19 protein-coding genes and 1 tRNA gene are annotated in these 18018 nt (G+C 58.8%); 12 read left to right on the plus strand and 8 right to left on the minus strand.

Annotated features, from left to right (window positions below; all coding sequences use genetic code 11):
- Positions 1-9: 9 nt before the first annotated feature.
- Together NJC40_RS16440 and NJC40_RS16445 are read right to left on the minus strand one after the other, a co-directional pair.
- Positions 10-312 (minus strand): DUF1654 domain-containing protein, encoded by a 303-nt coding sequence (locus NJC40_RS16440; protein ID WP_253142135.1) that lies wholly within the window; start codon positions 310-312, stop codon positions 10-12.
- A 313-nt stretch (positions 313-625) separates the two neighbouring features.
- Entirely contained in the window at positions 626-823 is a 198-nt protein-coding gene (locus tag NJC40_RS16445) for a hypothetical protein (RefSeq protein WP_253142164.1), read from the minus strand.
- Between NJC40_RS16445 and NJC40_RS16450 the strand changes: the two genes are divergently transcribed.
- The 5 genes from NJC40_RS16450 (at position 767) to NJC40_RS16470 (ending at position 3697) form a co-directional block, all read left to right on the plus strand.
- Entirely contained in the window at positions 767-919 is a 153-nt protein-coding gene (locus NJC40_RS16450) for a Com family DNA-binding transcriptional regulator (RefSeq protein ID WP_253142162.1), read from the plus strand. The genes NJC40_RS16445 and NJC40_RS16450 overlap by 57 nt on opposite strands.
- Positions 920-922: 3 nt before the next feature.
- A complete protein-coding gene (locus NJC40_RS16455; RefSeq protein ID WP_253142137.1) occupies positions 923-1558 on the plus strand; it encodes a hypothetical protein in 636 nt (211 codons plus the stop codon).
- A 79-nt stretch (positions 1559-1637) separates the two neighbouring features.
- Positions 1638-2174: a glycoside hydrolase family 24 protein gene (locus tag NJC40_RS16460; RefSeq protein ID WP_253142139.1), complete on the plus strand. Its 537-nt coding sequence runs from the start codon at positions 1638-1640 to the stop codon at positions 2172-2174.
- Between the two features lie 175 nt (positions 2175-2349).
- Complete coding sequence (locus NJC40_RS16465; protein WP_253142141.1) at positions 2350-2811, plus strand: DUF1353 domain-containing protein; 462 nt, start codon at positions 2350-2352, stop codon at positions 2809-2811.
- 484 nt (positions 2812-3295) lie between these two features.
- Positions 3296-3697, plus strand: coding sequence for a helix-turn-helix domain-containing protein (locus NJC40_RS16470; protein WP_253142143.1), 402 nt, complete (start codon positions 3296-3298; stop codon positions 3695-3697).
- Positions 3698-3877: 180 nt separating this feature from the next.
- Here the strand turns inward: NJC40_RS16470 and NJC40_RS16475 are convergent.
- From NJC40_RS16475 to NJC40_RS16490, 4 genes are all read right to left on the minus strand, one after another.
- A tRNA-Ser gene (locus NJC40_RS16475) sits at positions 3878-3967 on the minus strand.
- A gap of 120 nt (positions 3968-4087) precedes the next feature.
- Positions 4088-4795 (minus strand): DUF3142 domain-containing protein, encoded by a 708-nt coding sequence (locus NJC40_RS16480; RefSeq protein ID WP_253142163.1) that lies wholly within the window; start codon positions 4793-4795, stop codon positions 4088-4090.
- 7 nt (positions 4796-4802) lie between these two features.
- On the minus strand, positions 4803-6977 hold the full coding sequence (locus NJC40_RS16485) for a PA5441 family protein (RefSeq protein ID WP_253142145.1): 2175 nt from the start codon (positions 6975-6977) through the stop codon (positions 4803-4805).
- A 102-nt stretch (positions 6978-7079) separates the two neighbouring features.
- The gene (locus NJC40_RS16490; RefSeq protein ID WP_045494573.1) at positions 7080-7562 is read right to left on the minus strand and encodes a cytochrome b; all 483 of its coding nucleotides are present in this window, start codon (positions 7560-7562) and stop codon (positions 7080-7082) included.
- A 401-nt stretch (positions 7563-7963) separates the two neighbouring features.
- Here NJC40_RS16490 and NJC40_RS16495 point away from each other — a divergent pair, with 401 nt between their 5' ends.
- From NJC40_RS16495 to NJC40_RS16505, 3 genes are read left to right on the plus strand one after another with little or no spacing between them, the layout of a single operon-like run.
- Positions 7964-8749: an endonuclease/exonuclease/phosphatase family protein gene (locus tag NJC40_RS16495; RefSeq protein ID WP_253110325.1), complete on the plus strand. Its 786-nt coding sequence runs from the start codon at positions 7964-7966 to the stop codon at positions 8747-8749.
- Entirely contained in the window at positions 8746-9996 is a 1251-nt protein-coding gene (gene clsB / locus NJC40_RS16500; protein WP_253142147.1) for a cardiolipin synthase ClsB, read from the plus strand. Before NJC40_RS16495 ends, clsB begins: the two co-directional genes overlap by 4 nt.
- Positions 9993-10979, plus strand: a complete 987-nt coding sequence (locus NJC40_RS16505; RefSeq protein ID WP_253142149.1) for a lysylphosphatidylglycerol synthase domain-containing protein — start codon at positions 9993-9995, stop codon at positions 10977-10979. Before clsB ends, NJC40_RS16505 begins: the two co-directional genes overlap by 4 nt.
- 6 nt (positions 10980-10985) lie before the next feature.
- Here the strand turns inward: NJC40_RS16505 and NJC40_RS16510 are convergent, their stop codons facing one another.
- Positions 10986-12299, minus strand: a complete 1314-nt coding sequence (locus tag NJC40_RS16510) for a methyl-accepting chemotaxis protein (RefSeq protein ID WP_045489980.1) — start codon at positions 12297-12299, stop codon at positions 10986-10988.
- 544 nt (positions 12300-12843) lie between these two features.
- Here NJC40_RS16510 and NJC40_RS16515 point away from each other — a divergent pair.
- The 3 genes from NJC40_RS16515 to NJC40_RS16525 all read left to right on the plus strand — a co-directional run bounded on the left by NJC40_RS16515 (position 12844) and on the right by NJC40_RS16525 (position 16811).
- Positions 12844-13248 (plus strand): TraR/DksA family transcriptional regulator, encoded by a 405-nt coding sequence (locus NJC40_RS16515; RefSeq protein ID WP_045489981.1) that lies wholly within the window; start codon positions 12844-12846, stop codon positions 13246-13248.
- A 585-nt stretch (positions 13249-13833) separates the two neighbouring features.
- Positions 13834-15054, plus strand: coding sequence for a methyl-accepting chemotaxis protein (locus NJC40_RS16520; protein WP_492180571.1), 1221 nt, complete (start codon positions 13834-13836; stop codon positions 15052-15054).
- A 275-nt stretch (positions 15055-15329) separates the two neighbouring features.
- Entirely contained in the window at positions 15330-16811 is a 1482-nt protein-coding gene (locus NJC40_RS16525; RefSeq protein ID WP_253142152.1) for a T6SS phospholipase effector Tle1-like catalytic domain-containing protein, read from the plus strand.
- 159 nt (positions 16812-16970) lie between these two features.
- Here the strand turns inward: NJC40_RS16525 and NJC40_RS16530 are convergent, their stop codons facing one another.
- Positions 16971-17210, minus strand: a complete 240-nt coding sequence (locus NJC40_RS16530) for a DUF2789 domain-containing protein (RefSeq protein WP_045489988.1) — start codon at positions 17208-17210, stop codon at positions 16971-16973.
- 303 nt (positions 17211-17513) lie between these two features.
- Here NJC40_RS16530 and NJC40_RS16535 point away from each other — a divergent pair, with 303 nt between their 5' ends.
- A complete protein-coding gene (locus NJC40_RS16535) occupies positions 17514-17981 on the plus strand; it encodes a hypothetical protein (RefSeq protein ID WP_045489990.1) in 468 nt (155 codons plus the stop codon).
- Positions 17982-18018 lie beyond the last annotated feature (37 nt).

Below are 18018 nucleotides of genomic sequence, written 5' to 3' on the forward strand. Positions count from 1 at the left end.
CTCGTTGGTTCAGAAAGGCGCCGCTTCGACGGTCTCGACCTCTGCCTGCTCCACTATCCGATCCTCATCGGTCGGCTTGACCCATTCCAGCAGCACGCCCCCGTCATCCTGAAAGGTCATATTGATCCCGTCGGTTTCCGCCAAAAGCTCCATGACCGCTTCCCATGCCTGATCCGTATCTGTGTCCAGCCGGTGGATCAGCGCGGCACAGCGTTCCTGGGCTCTGGGTGAATTGATCATCTCTGCGATACGCAACCCCAGCCGTTCTACCTCACTCATTACCCGGGCTTCAGGCTTGTTCTGTTCGGTCATAGTGATCTTCCTTTGCTGTATATATATCCAGTTGTTGCGAGAGGATATAACACGTTGCGTGGCTTGATAACCCTTCGCGATAGGAAATTTCAGCAACGTCCGCCAAAAATAAAAACACATTTGGTGTTTGACAGATAAAACACGTTGGGTGATATTTGTGTCCGTCGCAGCGAACAGCACACAGCGACAGACAAGCTGGAGGCTCACCGGCTAGCATGCGGCAGCGAATTGCCGATACAGGCCCCGCAAGGCAAATGCATCAAGCGGAACCGACCTGAACCGACAGTTTTTGAAAGGGATTTCTGGCCCCGGATCAAGTGAGGCCGGATGCAGAGTCAGCTTGCATGCCGCCTTTCGTCACTGGCGATAGCGGGGTGGGCATGGCAGATAAAGGAAGATTATGCAGATGCTTAAAGATTGCAGATGCGGTAAGTGCAACAGACTTCTCGCCCGTGTGGGCGTTTTTACCGAACTCCAGATCAAATGTTCCCGTTGCGGAACGTTGAATCATGTGAAGGCCACGAGCCTCGAGAAAGCGCCTTTGAGCGAGCCAAGCACGGCCAGTCCGTGCGATTTGAATCCAGCTCAACATCAACTATCGAGGTGAACCATGAAACTGCACAACAAACTCCTGCTGGCTATGGCGCTGGTGTCTTCACTTGCGTCTGTCAACGCTATGGCCGCGACCCAGACGTGGAACCTGGCTCGTGACATGTACCTGATGGATAACGGCATTCCAGCGGGCTCGCCCTGGTCATTCATGCGCAATACGACGGCAACAAGTGTTTCGGCCAACTACACTGCGTTTCCGTTGTTCTACGCCCAATGCCCTGGTGGCCCGTCGCTCTGCTGGCGTGCTGCAGCTACCGGAGCTGGGTCTATTGCTATCCCTAAGCAAACCTTTACTGGTGGCGGTGGCGGCTACAGCCTGAAGCAGGGTGACGTTTACGCTCACCCTGGCCCTGCCTTTCAAACCATCTTCCGCTGGGCCAGTCCTGTCGAAGGGGGCGTCAACGTGCTCGGGCGGGTGAATGATCTGGATCGCTCTTGCGGTGACGGGATCAGATGGTCGCTAAATCTGGGTGACACCGTGATCAAGTCCGGCAATCTGGCAAATGGTGGTAGTGCGCAGATCAAGGCAGACGACGTGGCTGTTACCAAAGAATCGTCGCTCTATCTGGTCATCGACAAGAAAGGGAATTACAGCTGTGATTCCACGAGTGTTGATCTGCTGATTGCAAACTAACGCTGCTGCTTCGCTGACTCTCGACAGCTTCTGATAAGCCCGCCACCGAGCGGGCTTTTTTTCGTCTGGAAAAAATCATATGGCACGAATTGACGCAACACAGGCCGGCGGTATTAACGTCCTGGCGTTCCTCGACATGCTCGCCTGGTCGGAGGGTACTTCCACCATCAAGGCCTCTGACGATGGCTACAACGTGCTGGTCGGCGGCACCCTGTTCAGCGATTACAGCGCGCACCCTCAGGTGCTGGTCGACTTGCCGCGCTACAAGATCAAGTCCAGCGCAGCCGGCCGTTACCAGTTTTTGGCACGCACCTGGAACGCCATTGTGCGCAACTACGGCTTCAAGGGTCGGTTTATTCCCGAGGCTCAGGATCTGGCCGCGATCAAGCTGCTGATCGAGTGCGGCGCCATGCCGTGCATCAAGGCCGGTGACATCAAGACGGCTATCGCCAGGGCCGCGCCGATCTGGGCCAGTTTGCCCGGCGCCGGTTATGGCCAGCGAGAGCACAAGCTTGCCAGCCTGCTGCAGATTTACGCTGCCGAGCGGGCTCGGGAAGAGGCATCGGAGGCGGATCTGTTGGCCATGTATTCTGCTTGCGGCGGGGTGCTGATATGACGCGCCTAGTCCTGATTGCGGGCCTGCTGCTGCTTCAGGGCTGCGCCGTTCAGGCCATGCGCTACGCAACCGGTGCCTATTGCGCGGCTCCGGAGCCGGCGCGCCTGGCAAACCGTATTCTAGTCAATGCCTCAATTGCGCCCGATCGCATTGAGGTCACTTGCGGCGGCGCGCCATGACCGGCCGCTTCCCTGATCCTTTGGTACTGCAGGCCTACGCCAGAGGCGAGTGGGTGCTGATGCACGACTTCCGCTACCAGTCGGCTGACGGCGAGACCTACACAGCGCCGAAATACTTCATCACCGATCTGGCGTCCACACCCTGGATTGTCAGGCCATTGCTGACCGGAATTGAAGATCGTGCATGCGGTGTGATCCATGATCTTCTTTATTGCGTAAATCAGTTGTCCCGAGCTGTATGCGATGCACTGTTTTACGAAATGCTGCTCGTGGCCGGTGCCGATCAGCGTCGGTCGGGCCTGATGCACTGGGGATTGAGGGTCGGCGGGGGGGCGCGCTATAGCGCTTGCGCAGGCGGGATGAAAGTTGAGGATCTGGCGTTTGAGCTGATGAGCGAGGCTGAGAGGATGGCGTGGCGGGCGAGGCTCAAACCGAAAGACATGAGAGCCCCAGGTTGATACTGGCGAAATGGAGTTAAAAAATTATCGCGCTGTCAGACTAATGCTATAGCGTGCGTTCGGGTGGTGTCGGATAATTTTTGTTCCTGACAGCCCTCCGTATTATTCCGCCCCCTCGCAGCGTTGAAGCTCGGATAACATGGAGATTTTGTATGGATACTTCCCTTGTAGGCATGAATGCCTACGGGACGAACGGCGTGCATCTTGGGCAAATGTGTAGTGATAGATGCATACGCAAGGATGGTGTTGTGATATTCAGGATCATTGATTTTAAGGTCTATTCGATGCATTCCCAGTGCCTGGGACGTTACGCAAACGGAGTTGGAACGCATTGGGGAGGGGGTGTGATTTTCTCGCTTTTGGAGGGTGACGATCTGAACAGCAATGCCGGTTGGTCATAAAATCAGCTGATTCTCCGAAAAAAGATGGCAACCAGCTATCTATCAGATAATTTGATGCCCAATTGGATCGCAAGGTGAGCGGCATGAACGGCATCGGCAGGCGATTGAAATATGAGCGCATCAGGCTTGGCTTTACTCAGGCCCAATTCGGGTCCGTCGGTGGTGTGGCAACTAACGCACAAGCGCACTACGAAAGCGGTGTGAGAGTACCTCGAGCAGATTATTTTGCGGGTGTCGCGGCAGCGGGCGCGGATGTCATGTATGTGTTATCAGGCGGCCGCTCCAGACCCTGCGGGGTAACTCTGCCTGAGCATGAGCGCTTTTTCATTGAACGCTATAGATCGCTGCCTGGTAGTGGGAAGCATCTGATTCACCAGCTGCTTGAGATGCTTTGTGATGAGCGCTTCGTTCGGTGCTTGATGTGTCATGTTCAGCACGTTGGCTCTTGTGGGTATGACACTCAAAATGCAATGTCGCCTGACTGATGGTTTTTTGAGGGGATTTGGTTCGGCAGAACGCCGGAGATTGCCATGAATGGCCGGAGGCGGCCTGTTGCGGCCTGAGAGTTGTTCTTTTTGCCCTAAATTTGCCCTAAAGCTATAGGGCGCAAAAGAAAAAGCCCCGATTTTATCTAGTAAAATCAGGGCTTTAGCTTACATCGAATGTGGCGGTGAAAGAGGGATTCGAACCCTCGATACGATTTCTCGTATACACACTTTCCAGGCGTGCTCCTTAAACCACTCGGACATCTCACCGTATCTCGTTTCAGACGTTGCGTCCGTCGAGGTGCGCTAATGTAGTCGAACGTTTTTCCTTATGCAAATGTTTTTTTCAGATTTTTCATGTGCTTAAGCAAAAAAGCCGTCCTGGTGGGGTTATGGGTTCTGCAGGAATACCACATAACCCTTGAACCAGGGACTGTCTTGTAAAAAATCCGGCTCTTGCCATTCGCCACCCTGGATCAGGCCGACCTTGAACGGCAGGCCCAGGCGGCTCAGGCGTGGTAGGTAGGCGCCGTAGTCGGGGATGCTGTGGCGGCCCTGGTAGGTCTGGACCACGACTTCGTCGATCACGCCGTTGAGTTGGCCAATCACGCTGGCGTCGGCGTTGCTGCTCCAGTCCATCAGGCCGGTGATGCTCAGGCGGTAGTCGGGAGGCAGGCGCTGGCGCAGGTCGCGCAGGAAGGTCACGTATTCGTCGAGGTGGCGGGTGCGGGCGTCGAAGTCGATCTGGACGCCGACCACCGGGTTGCCGGCCCTGCGCCAGCGCTCGACCTGGGCGAGCAACTGGCGATATACGGTGTCGGGCCAGCGCAGAGTGTGGGCGCGGTAGACGATCCACAGCTGTTTTTGCGGCAGGCGGGCCACGCCCGGCCCTTGAGCGATGAAGTGCACCTGCGGGTCGCGGCGTGACTGGCTGATCTGGCCTTGCAGCACGTAGAGCGTATTGGCGTGTTGCAGCACCGGCTGCTGGTCGACGCCGGCCCATAGCCAGAACTGGTCGTAGTGGCTGGCGTCTACCGCCGCATGGCCGGGCTCAGTCGCCAGCAGCCAACTGAGCAGCAGCCAGGGCCAGGTTTTCATCATGGCTTTACCAGTAATACTGCAGGGTTTTGCCCCACTGAGTGCTGGCGTAGCTGCCTTTGAGCTGGCGGAACCAGGCTTTGCGGGTGGCCGGCTCGACTTCCTGGCCGCCACAGCTGTTGTAACCCGAAGGTGCATAGCAGTTGATGGCGCGAAACAGCGCATAGGCTTTGTCGTCACGGCCTGCCTTGGGGTTGTCGATCACCTGGCGATAGCCGTCGAGCCGTGAGAACACCTCGCCGGCAAAGCCCGGTGCGCTGCCTCCTAGGGTGTCGGCATCGCGGCGCTGATCCAGCGGCATGCTGTCGAGGCGGTTGCGCAAGATGAACTCGCCCAGGCAATTGAGCGCCTGAGGGTCTTTGCTATCAGCCTGCAAGGCGGCAGCGGTCTGGGCGATGCTCGGGCAGCTGTAGCCAGACTCGGCCTTGTCGCCTTGCCACTGGAACAGTTCCAATGATGGACCTTGCTGGTAGACGTAGCCCAGGCCGTAGCCCAATTGCTCTTTGGGCAGCGGTTCAGGCAAGCGTTTGAGGTCTTGTGCGAAGTCGGCATAGCGACCGCGCAGCAGGTCTTTGTAGAGCAGCACGAACAGCGCCAGGTTGCGTTCGCTGGTGTCCAGCCCGTTCAGGGTCTGCTCGCGCAGCAGTTGCGCATCGGCCACATGGCTGAGCAGGATGTTACGCACTTGCCGGGATTGGATCGGCGAGTCGGCGGCAAACACGCCGGACAGTTGCTCGTCGTGCTCGTAGCTCATCGACAGGGCCAGCTCCAGTTGCTCGCGTTGCAGCGGCGCCTTGGCTATCGGCAGGATGGCGAGCCACGTCTGTTGCGCTCCCTTGAAGTCCTGGCGAGCTTGCAAGGCCAGGCCGCGCAGCATTTGCTGGCTGAAGCTCAGATAACTCAGGGTGTCGCCTGCGGCAGGTGGCTGCGGCAAGTGCTCCAGTGCCTTCGCTGGATTGTCTTGCACATAAAATGCGTGGGCGGCCAGCAGGTAGTCATAGATGGCCGGATCGTTGGCAAATACCGGCTGCTGGGCCTGCAGATCTTCCAGCGACAGGCCGGGGCGGGCCTGTTCGCGCATGCTCATCAGGTCAATGACCGCCAGCAGCAGAGGTTCTTGCAGCGTATGGGCACGGTTGATGAGTAACTTGATATCGATCTCGTTGATCAAACCATCCAGGCTGGCGCTGCGCTGTGCGTCGCTGGCCTGGGTCAGCTGCCAGACATATTCGTCAGCCAGCTTGTCGTCGTTACCGGCCAGCCAGTGTACGCGGCGCAGCAAGCCGCGCGCTGATGCCGCGTAATCACCTTGCGGCCATTGGGCCAGGTATTGCTGGAACGCCTGGTCAGCGCGACCCAGCAAGGCCAGGTCCAGGCGATCAGGGTCGATTTCACCGTACTCAGTGAAGCCCGTTTCTTGAACCTGGTTGAGCAGGGTGCGAGCACTCATGTAGGCAGCGGTCTGGTTCAGCCATGGCTGGCGGCTGTCGGCCAGGCGGGCGAATCCGCTGGCGGCTGCATCAAAACGACCACTGTAGAAGTCCGCTGCTGCAGCCAGGTAGAGAGCAAATGCCTGGGCCTCACTGGACGCCAGATTGGCCGGTAGCAGGCTCGTTTGCTGGTCCGGATCCCAACTGCAGGCACCGAGCATTTGCAGACGGCTGTCGGCCAATGCCTTGCGCTCGTTGTCTGTCAGTTCGGGGCTGTTCAGCACGGCGCTAATGAAGGCCGTGGCGCTGGCCTGATCGTTACTGCGGCAACGGCTGCCTTCACCTTGCAGAAACTCCTGCCCGGCGGTTGTTGCCGGTCGGCTCAGGCCCAGTCGTTGCAGTGGTGCAGCCAAGGGGTCGACAGCCTGGCTGGTTGGTTGTGCGTCGGCAGGCGTCGCTTCTGGCCTGAGCCGGTAAACCGGGAATGGCACCTGACCGTAGCCTTGTTCCAGGTCGAGGGCTTGCAACGGCTGCGGGCTTGGCGGCAGCACGCTCTTGTCGGCCAGCAACAGGCGCAGGTTGATCTGGCTATCGTTGCCAGGGCTGAGAAAGGCCAGGTTGCTGCACGGCTCCAGATTGTCCTTGATCAACGACCAGCGCGGGTAGCAGGAGTCGTCGCTGCTGGCCTGGGCTTGAAGGGAAAACGCGCAGCCGACAGTCACTGTCAGGGCAGTCAACAACCGCATGTGCATGAAGAGTCCTTGAATCATGGCTAGAACACAGGCGCAGATCATAGCCCGCCTTGTCCGTCATGTCCGTCATGCACGGCGGTGTGTTGAAAATTCCCACAGGGTTCACAGCATTCTGCTGAGGGTGTCGTCCTTGCGGATGAAGTGATGCCAGAGCGCGGCGGCAATGTGCAGGCCGACCAGGTAGTAAAACAGCGAGGCGAACAGCTTGTGCAGGTCTTCAAAATACTCGGCGGTACGTCCCGAGGTCGGCAGCGGCCAAGGGATGGCCAGCCCGGTAAACAGGATCGGCAGTTCGCCTTTTTCTACCAGTACGGTGAGCATGCCCAATATCGGCTGCACGAACAGGAACCCGTACATCAGGTAATGCGTCACTCGGGAGGCCACGCGTAATCTGTTGTGCAGGGGCGGGGTAATGGCTGGCGGCGCATGACGGCGTCGTTCGGCCAGGCGAAAGAACGCCAGGCCCAGCAACAGGATGCCGGTCAGGTAATGCCCTTGCACCACCATCATGCGGTATTCGGAAAAGCGGCTGAACTCACTGCGGCACAGAATCAGGCCATAAGCCAGGACAACCAGCAGTGCCATGAGCCAATGGAGCCAGCGGGCCTTTGCGGTATAGCGTGCGATTGACGAAGCGGCCACGGCTCGGTTCCTGTCGTCGTCTTGAATGAAATCAGCTTAGCCGGTTTTGCTGCGTTTCCAGCGAGTGGAAAAATCTGTCACCGGTGGCTCTCAGCCCCCTGTGCAAGCAACCCGCGTGCCGTTTCAGGTTTCAGTGTTCAGTAAAAAACCAAACGCCCCGCCAGGTGCGTGGGCCGCGCCATCACAGGCTTTGCCCGCACCTATGAGCGGGTAAGTGCTGTGCGCGGCATAACGCTCATTTATCGCTGACCAGCGTTGCATTCTGCGCGTTGGTCGATAAACGACGGAACCGGCTCGTTTGGCAAGCTTCATATGCAGTGATTGCCCTCAAGGAGTAAACGTTCTTGACCCGAGCCCATACGCCCGTCGGCCAATTGCAGCCGGTATCGGCCAACCTCTCACTGAATGTACTGACCATGAATATGCATATGGGCTTTGGCTTTTTGAATCGGCGCTTCATCCTTCCCGAACTGCGTGAGGCCGTGCGCAGCGTGTCGGCCGATGTGGTGTTTCTGCAGGAAGTGCACGGTGAGCACCAGCGCCATGCCAGCCGGGTCAAGGACTGGCCGAGCATCTCGCAGTACGAGTTCCTGGCCGACAGTATGTGGAGCAGCTACGCCTATGGCCGTAATGCGGTTTACCCGCATGGCGATCACGGTAACGCACTGCTTTCCAAATACCCGATCCTGCGCCACGAGAATCTCGACGTGTCCATTCATGGCACTGAAGAGCGCGGTCTGCTGCATTGTGTGCTTGATGTTGCACACCATGGCCAGGTGCATGCGATCTGCGTGCATCTGGGCCTGCGTGAGAAGCACCGTGAGGCGCAGATCCGGCTGCTCGCGCAGCTGGTCAAGGGCCTGCCGGACGGTGAGCCGGTCATTGTGGCCGGCGACTTCAACGACTGGCGCCTGCGTGCCGATGCGCTGCTGGCCGGCACCGGGTTGCGCGAAGTGTTTGTCCAGCACACAGGGGCGCCGGCGCGCAGTTTCCCGGCGCGCTGGCCGCTGCTGCGGCTGGACCGGATCTATGTCGCCAACGCCACGACCCGGCGGCCGCAGGTGTTGAGCCATCGGCCCTGGTCTCATCTGTCCGATCATGCACCGCTGGCGGTGGAGGTGAGCTTATGAAACAAGGGCAATGGCGTGACGGTAACTCGGTTGAGTTGCTGATCAATGGCGAGGATTTCTTTACCGCCGTATTCCAGGCCATCCGCTCGGCACGCCGTCAGGTGCTGGTCGAGACCTTCATCATTTTTGAAGACCGGATTGGCGAAGGCTTGCAGCAGGCGCTGATCGAAGCGGCGGGTAATGGCGCACAGGTGGTGGTCACCGTGGATGACTACGGCACCTGTGATCTGAGTTCAGCGTTCGTCAAGCAAATGATCGATGCGGGTATTCATATCCAGTTGTTCGACCCGCAACCGCGTTTGCTGGGCATGCGCACCAATCTGTTTCGCCGTCTGCATCGCAAGGTGGTGGTGATCGATGGTGAGCTCGGCTTTATTGGCGGGATCAACTACAGCGTCGATCACATGACTGAAACCGGGCTGACTGCCAAGCAGGATTATGCGGTGCGGGTCCGTGGGCCGATCATTGCCGATATCCACCGCAGCGCCTTGGGCATGCTCAGCGCGGCGGTGCGTGAGCGGTTGGCGCCGGTGCCGCTGCGCCTCGAGCAGGCCGGCCATGCCCGGATGTTGTTGGCTGAACGGGACAACCGTCAGCACACCACCGACATTGAAGAGCAATATTTGCAGGCGATCAGGGCTGCCAATTCGCGGATCACCCTGGCCAATGCCTACTTCTTTCCCAGCTATCGGTTCTTGCGCGAGTTACGTAACGCCGCGCGACGCGGGGTCAAGGTCACTCTGATTCTGCAAGGCAAGCCGGACATGCCGTTCGTACGGGTCTGCTCAAGGCTGACCTACACCTACCTGTTGCGCGACGGGGTGGTGATCCACGAATACAAGCAGCGCGCGCTGCATGGCAAGGTGGCGCTGATCGACCATGAGTGGTCGACTGTGGGCTCCAGTAACCTCGACCCGCTGAGCCTGGCGTTGAATCTGGAAGCCAATTTGTTCATCCGTGATGCGTCACTCAATCAGCAGTTGCAGGAGCATCTGCTTGGGCTGGCGGCTGCCCACAGCGTGCCGATCACCCTCAAAGGGGCGGCGCGTGGCCAGTGGTGGAGGGCGCCGATGATTTTTCTGTGCTTCCACTTCCTGCGCCACTTTCCGGCCATCGCCGGGCTGTTTCCGGTGCACGGCATGCGCCTCAAGCCCCTGCGTGCGGCGGACGTGATGCCCGAGGCGCGGGTTGTTGAAGAGCGACAACAGGCGGCCCATGAGCTGTCCAATTCGGAGAAATCGTCATGAGCCAGGCTGGCGCTGCTGCATCCGAAACCCAATCAAGCAAATGGCTGTGGGCCAAACGCTTGCTCAATGTGTTTTTCATCGTACTGATCCCGGTGTTGCTGTTTCTGCTGGTCAAGAACCTTGATTGGCAGGAGGTCATGCAGGCTTTGCGCTCCTACAAGGCCAGTACCTTGTTCATCGCCGTGCTGGTGGCGGCCTGCAGCTACCTGGTCTACTGCGGCTTTGACATCCTGGCGCGCTTTTACACCCGGCATCGGCTGAGCATTGCCCAGGTCGTGCCGGTCACCTTCGTGTGCTACGCGTTCAACCTCAACCTCAGTTCCTGGGTAGGCGGCATTGCCTTGCGCTATCGGTTGTACTCGCGGCTGGGGCTTGATGTGCCGACCATCACCCGCGTTCTCAGCCTGAGCCTGATTACCAACTGGCTGGGCTATATGCTGCTGGCAGGTCTGGTATTCGCCTTGGGCTTTCTTGAGTTGCCGCCGGAGTGGGCGATTGGCAGCACGAGCTTGCAGCTGATAGGCGTGGCGCTGCTGATCCTGTGCGCGGCTTATCTGGCGGCTTGCCGGTTTTCCAAGCGCCGGTGCTGGACCATTCGCGGCCAGGAGATTGTCTTGCCGACCCTGAGTCAGGCGCTGATCCAGGCCAGCCTGGGTGCCTTGAACTGGTCGCTGATGGCGCTGGTGATTTACACCCTGCTGCCGGACAAAGCGTTTTACCCGGCAATTCTGGGTGTGTTGCTGATCAGCAGCATTGCCGGGGTAATTACCCACATCCCGGCCGGGCTCGGTGTGCTGGAAACCGTATTCATGACCCTGTTGGCGCACCAGTTTTCCAAAGGTACCTTGCTGGCGGCGCTGATCGGCTACCGGGCAATTTACTTTTTGCTGCCGCTGCTGTTGGCGGTGGTGGTGTACCTGGTGCTGGAAAAGCGCGCCAAGCGCCTGGGTCAGAAAAATCGCCAGGCGCTGGAGGCTCAGTAGCGCGGTTCAGTGAGCGACTCTGGCAAACATCTTCACAGCGTCCACCGCGTGATTGGTGCCCTCGCTGATTCGCACGATGACCGAGCCGGCCTGGTCGGCGAGGTCAACGCCCTTGATCGCGTTGTTGCGGGTATTGTCCATGCTGTCGATGGCCTGGCGCGTTTCGTTCTGGATCATCCCGATCATCTCGGAAATCTCCGCCGTCGAGCGGCTGGTGCGCCCGGCCAATTGCCGGACTTCGTCGGCCACCACAGCAAAGCCACGGCCCTGATCACCCGCCCGTGCCGCTTCGATAGCGGCATTGAGCGCCAGCAGGTTGGTCTGCTCGGCAATGCTGCGAATGGTATTGACGATGGCCGTGATCTGCTCGGAGCGTGCGCCCAGTTGGGTGATGATCTTCGACGAATCTTCGATGCTCGATGAGATCTGGCGCATTTCCTGGGCGGCCTGCTGAATCACTTCGGTGCCGTGTTCGGTGACTTTGCGGGTCTCGACCGAGATGTGATACGCCTGGGCGGCACTGCTTGCATCACGTTCGTGCTGCTCAATACGCGGGGTGATATCGGCGGCGAACTTGATCACCTTCCACAGCTTGCCGCTGGCGTCGTAGATCGGATTATAGGTCGCCTCCAGCCAGACGGGCTGGCCGCTACGGCTGACACGCTTGAACTGGCCGCTGAACGATTCTCCCTTGTTCAGGCGTCGCCAGAAATCGGCGTATTCGTTGCTGTTGCTCTGCTCCGGCGGGCATAGCATGCGGTGGTTCTTGCCGATCAGATCGGTTTCGCTATAGCCCATGGTGCGTGTCAGATTGTCATTGACGGCCAGAATCCGGCCCTCAAGGTCGAACTCGATCACGGCCATGGCGTGGTCGATGGCTTCGAGCTTGCGGCGCGCCTCGTTGTCGGCCTCGATTCGTACCGTGACATCGGTGGCGTATTTGATCACCTTGGTCACTTTGCCATTAGCATCGCGCACCGGGTTGTAACTGGCCTCAAGCCAGACGATGTGGCCGTCGCGGGCGACACGGCGGAAGGTCGAAGAAACGAACTCGCCGTTACGCAGGCGTGACCAAAGCCGATCGTACTCGCTGCTGCGGCCATCTTCAGGCGTGCAGAACATCCGGTGCTGTTTGCCAAGGATATCTTCGCGGCGATAGCCCATGGCGCTCAGGAAGTTGTCATTGGCATCGAGCACGACACCGTTCAGATCGAACTCGATACTGGCCATCGAGCGGTTGATCGCCTTTAGCAGGCTGGCCTGCTGCTCGACGAGCTGTTGCAGGGCAATAATTTCTTTAGTGTTTGATTTGAAGAACATAGCGGCAGGCTCACGAAGCGGCAGGCTCGGGTCCGGTCCATGATGATGCGAACAGGTTCGCATGCTTGTCCGTGTGCATTGAACGCACTATAGATGGCACTTTGCTGCTTTGTACAATGCAATTTGTCTGAAGTTAAAAGATGTTAAGAGAGTTGCTCGAATACCCCGGTCATTGTGAAAAAAGTACGTTGTAGTGATGCGTATGAGGGAACGATAACTAATGCAGTCTGTCTGGTTACATCCGGGTGTGATGAGGGCAGGCTGGTTTGCCTGCGCCAGCAAATCCCGGGCGCGTTCCATGGGGTAGAGGCTTGCTGGCTGGGCACTCTGGTCGAGTCGCGGCGAACGCCAGCCTTTTTGCACATTTTTTGCGCAATTGTTCGGCATAGATGGGTCAAACGGGTTGCCGACTGAGCATGGCAGCCGTAGACTGCCGCCCCTCTTGAGTGGAGTGCAGGGCGGTGCCTTTAAAAGCCATGGCGTCGACACGCCACGCCAAGGCCTCTCCAGACCGGCTAAATGCACGTTTTTATTAGAGAATTCAATGACAAAGGACCAGTTGCTGGCCATGCCGGCCGATGACTACATGAATGCTGAACAGCACGGTTTTTTCACCGAGCTGCTGCAATCGATGAAGGTTGAAATCCACGAGCGTATCGAAAAGAGCCGTGTTGCCATCGAAAGCCTGGACACCCCGGCAGATCCTGCCGACGCCGCTTCTGTAGAAGAAGAGCGTCACTGGCTGGTGAACTCCATCGACCGTGACCAGCGCATGCTGCCGCAACTGGAAATGGCCCTGACCCGTATCGCTGACGACTCTTTCGGCTGGTGCGATGACAGCGGCGAGCCGATTGGTCTCAAGCGTCTGTTGATCAGCCCGACCACCCGTTACTGCATCGAAGCGCAGGAACGTCACGAGTCGATTGACAAGCACCAGCGTCAGTACTGATCGCTCAGTGCTGAGGGGAACCTGACCGGGAGGCAAGCAACTGCCTCCCGGTTTTGTTGTGCCTGCCGTTTATCGTTTTTTACTGCGTTGTATTGATCCGGGCCGGATGTACCACTAACGAATCATGGCAAATAGCCTGTTCGTGGCGTTTAATGTTTTTCAATAAGAAAAACGACAGGTGGAGGGATCATGACCGACAACGTAGCCTTTGCAGGGAAGCTGGCAGAGCCCGGCGCGCAGGCCCCCGTTTCACACGTATTCGCGCCCTTGTGGCTGGCGCTGACACAAAGCCTTGGCATTGTCGTGCTACTGGTCGTCACCGGCTTGAATCTATTGCCCGTGTGGCTCGCAGCACCGTTGGCTGTTGCGCTGATCTGGCTGCCCCGGTTGCGCAAGCGCCAACCGGCATCGGCCCCTGAGGCCGCAAGCGCCAGTGATATCACCCGCCTGACCCGCGACCTGTCATTCACCACCAGCCATAACGCGTTGTCCGCCGCCAGTGTGTCGTTTTCGGTGCGGCAACTCGCCGGCCGGATTCAATCGCAGCTCAAGGCCGCCGAGCAGGTGGTAGGCAGTGCCGAGGTGATGATCGCCACCGAGCAGCAGGCTGCGCAATTGAGCCAGCAGGCCCTGAGCGCAGCCAGTGAAGCGCGGCAGAGTAGTGAGGCCGGGCGTACGGTGCTGGTTGAGTCTATCGAGTGCATGCGCCGCCTGAGTCAGGGCGCGGTGGACAGCCGCCAGGTCATCCAGGCGCTGAGCCAGCGCAGTGAAGAGATCCAGCGGGTCGCTCAGGTCATCCAGTCGATTGCCAGCCAGACCAACCTGCTGGCACTCAATGCCGCCATTGAGGCGGCGCGGGCCGGCGAGCACGGCCGAGGTTTTGCGGTGGTCGCCGATGAAGTGCGCGGTCTGGCGGGGCGTACGGCGACGGCGACCGAGGAGGTCAGGCAGATGGTTGCCGATATCCAGCAGCGGACCACCCAGGTGGTCGCGCAGATCCAGCAGTTATCCGTCGATCTCGACACAGGCGTACGTCAGGTCGAGGACACTGGCCAGCATCTGGAACGCATCGCCAGCCTGGCTGCCGACGTCGAAGTTCAGGTCAGCGAGATTGCTCAGGGCACGCAGATCAATCAGGAGCAATTGGGCAGCCTGTTTGGATCCATCGAACACATGCGCGCCGACCTGTCGGTCAGTAACCAGCAGACCCGCCAGCTGGCCGACTCTGCCGTGCAGATGGAAGGTCAGGCAGAGAGCATCAGCCAACGCCTGGCCGAGGTCGGGCTGGATGATTACCACCAGCGTATCTACGATCTGGCCCGCGAAGGCGCTGTGCAGATCGGCGCCCGCTTCGAGGCTGATATCGCCAGGGGCGCGGTGAGCCTGGATGATTTGTTCGACCGCAGTTACCAGCCTATCGCCAAGACCAGCCCGCCGCGCTTTCATACCCGCTTTGACGGCTACACCGACAAGGTGCTGCCGGATATTCAGGAGCCCTTGCTCAAGCGCCATGAGGGGCTGGTGTTTGCCATTGCCTGCACCCAGCAGGGTTATGTGCCGACCCATAACGCGGCTTTCAATCAGCCATTGACCGGCGACCCGGCAGTGGACACCGCGCGCAATCGTAGCAAGCGCAAGTTCGATGACCGCACCGGAATTCGTTGTGGTAGCCATCAGCAGGCGGTGCTGTTGCAGACCTACACCCGTGATACCGGTGAGCTTATGCATGATCTGTCGGTGCCGATCATGGTCAAGGGGCGGCACTGGGGTGGATTGCGTCTGGGGTATCGGCCCGAGCAGGCATAACAGCATTTTTGAAACCGACTTGCTGGCAGCCTAGCCTGTGTTTTTTAAAGGCGCCCCCCATAGGGGGGGGCTGGTCAGCCAAGGTTGTTGTAATTGATAACAGCTAAAGAATTATTGGGCGTGGGGTGTGTAGGAATTGGTTTAATTGTGTAGGAATATTCTGAAATATCTATGACTGCTTGACTGTCGTGTCACGTTGAGCAAGCTGTTTGTATGCGCAGAAAAAAGGCGCCAATAAATAGTTTGCAGTCGACGCATCTAAGGATGGATACACGATGAATACTACAGCACATGTAAATGTACACCCTGATACTGCGCAAGTTACCCGGTTCCCTGTGACCGTGCGGGTCGGGCTGTTTTTCGATGGCACCGGTAATAACCGGGTCAATAGCGGTATCGCCGCCCACTGCCGCGAACAGATGCAGGCCGGCCAGCAGGAGCATACCCGCGAGTGCGCCGGGCGCCACGCCGGGTCACACGGTAGTTACACTAACGACTACAGTAATATCGCTCGTTTGTTCGAGCTTTATCGTAAACAGGCCGTTGCCCGGCGTGAAACGGATGGCTGGAAAGTTTACTGGCCGGTGTATATCGGCGGGGTCGGCACCACCTCAGGCGGGCGCGATTCGCGTTGGCCTGGGCAAAGTCTGGGGCGCGGCAGCACCGGGGTGCTGGCCAAGGTCGACAAGGCGGTCAGTCGGCTGGCCGAGTGCCTGGCGCTTTTTGCGCTGGATAATCCGGGGTGTGTAATTGATGTTCTGGAACTGGACATCTTCGGCTTCAGCCGCGGCGCCGCATCGGCCCGCCATTTGGTCAACGAGATTCTCAAGCAGGAGCGCGGAGCGCTAGGCCGTCTGCTGGCCGATACGGCACTGGCCTGGAGCCCGACTTTCGGCTGGCAGCAAGGCAGTGTGCGGATCATGCTGGTCGGCCTGTTCGACACTGTTGCGGCAGTAGGCGGCTGGCGAGACCTGGGCAATGTGCGCGACTCTCATAACCGTCGGGTCAATCTGTATCTGCCACCTGGCTGCGCCAGGCAGGTGCTGCATCTGGTGGCACGGGACGAGTGGCGGCGCAATTTCGCCCTCAACAGTATTGCGCCGGGCTGGGAGCGGGAGATTGTGCTGCCGGGGGCGCATTCGGACATTGGCGGTGGCTACCATCAGTTGACCTACGAAGAGGTCCTGATGAGCCGCCCGCACACCAGTGTGGTTGGCCGGTATGTCCGTGATGAGGACAGCCCGGCCTGGCGAGAGGCTGAGGCAGACTTGCAGGCCATGGATGCCGCGTATTGGGTTGACCCTGCTGATCCACACGCCTGCCTGCAGGTGCAAAGCTCAACGGTGGCCAGTGCCAGGCATGCCGCAGGTTCCGGGGGCCGCCTGGTGATGGCCACCGTCTGTATGCGGCGGCAGGTCTGCGGGCATCTTTCGCGCATTCATTTGCGCATCATGCACACGCTGGCCTGTGATGAGGGGGTGCCCTTTGAAGCCATTGGTGATAGCCCTGACCTGGCGTTACCGCCCGCGCTCGAAGATATCTGCAGGCGCCTGATCGGTCAGGCGCGGGGCGATACCGTCGGGCTGACGCCAGAGCAGCAACAACTGCTGCGCTGGCGCTATATCCACCACTCTGCCCACTGGGAGCCGCTCATCGGGACGCTGGGCGGACTGGGCGATGCATTGTTCGTGCATGCACCCCAGCCTGGGGGGCGTAAAATTCACCCTAATGTCGCCCCGTCCGATTATCCGTATTAAAGCCAATGCCGTTCACTTAGGTGCCTTATGCCCCGGTGGGAGCCAGCTTGCTGGCGAAGACGGCAGCACATTCGCAGCAGAGGCTATGATTTGACTGGCCTCTTCGCGACCAAGGTCGCTCCCACAAAGGCAAGCATTGCGCGTGGCATCGGCTGTTTATCAAACCGGCGGCAGATGCAAGCGCTCATTGAGTTCATCGACCACCAGAGCCCAGTCGTCATCGCTGCGCAGCTTTTCTTTGAGCAACTGGGCCTGGGCCGGGGTCCAGAACTCGGCATCGATCAGTTTGATCCCGTCGGGCAGCGAGTGATTCGCGATGAAGGCTTCAATGCTCGCCTCGTCGCTCTCAAGGCCCAGTTGGGCGAACAGGTCGGGCAGGCTAGGGTTTGGCAGTTCCATGGTCTCTCCTGAGCGTAATGTGAGCAGTTGTTGAGTATCCGATTGTCCCTGGGCAGGGGAGTTCGATCAAAAATGGCAGATAGGGCAACAATGAGCAGGAACTGTATACACACTCTGGATGCCATAGTTGTGCGCAGGCGGTAGAATCGCCGCCTGCCTGCCTGCGTCGTCAACTGCAGCGCACCAGCAGGTGCCCATCAGGAGTTTCAGCCGCCAGACGGCCACATAGGAGTGATAACAATCGGTTGACTGCCCTGGCATTGTCAGAGCAGTTCATTTTTCAGTTCGTTGGGGGTTTGTACTTTGGCTGTAAGTAACCTGGATACGCACGCCTTGTTCGTGCTTGGTGATCTTCGTGCAAAGTTGGTAAAGCAGTTTCAATCGCGCTTCGTCTATGTCGCCGAGCAATCGCCTGATGGCGTCTACATGGCTGAGATCGATACCGAAAGTGCGCTGGTGGTTGATGACAAGCCTCGGCTTGAGCTCAAGGTAGGCGACCACTTCCGTGCCGCCGTGTTGCCCAGCCGCGAAGGCGGCAAACTCGAGCTGCGCTTTCGCGATATCAAAATGACAATCTATGGGCTGGGGGAGTACGCGTTCGTCGACACGCCTGCCGGCCACGGCATCGTTTTCAAGGAAGGCCATGGTGTCATGCTGGTCTTCGCCGCTACCGAACAACTGCAGACCGGCCTGACCCAGACCCTCAAAGCCGCCATCGCCAAAGCCGCCAAATGGCGCAAAGGCGAACTGACCTTTCGTGCCAGCGAGTAACTGACTGCTGCAAGTTTGAGATCCTGCTTTCGCTTTT

Origin of the sequence: Pseudomonas sp. 21LCFQ02 (assembly GCF_024129895.2) — a bacterium.
Taxonomy (GTDB): domain Bacteria; phylum Pseudomonadota; class Gammaproteobacteria; order Pseudomonadales; family Pseudomonadaceae; genus Aquipseudomonas.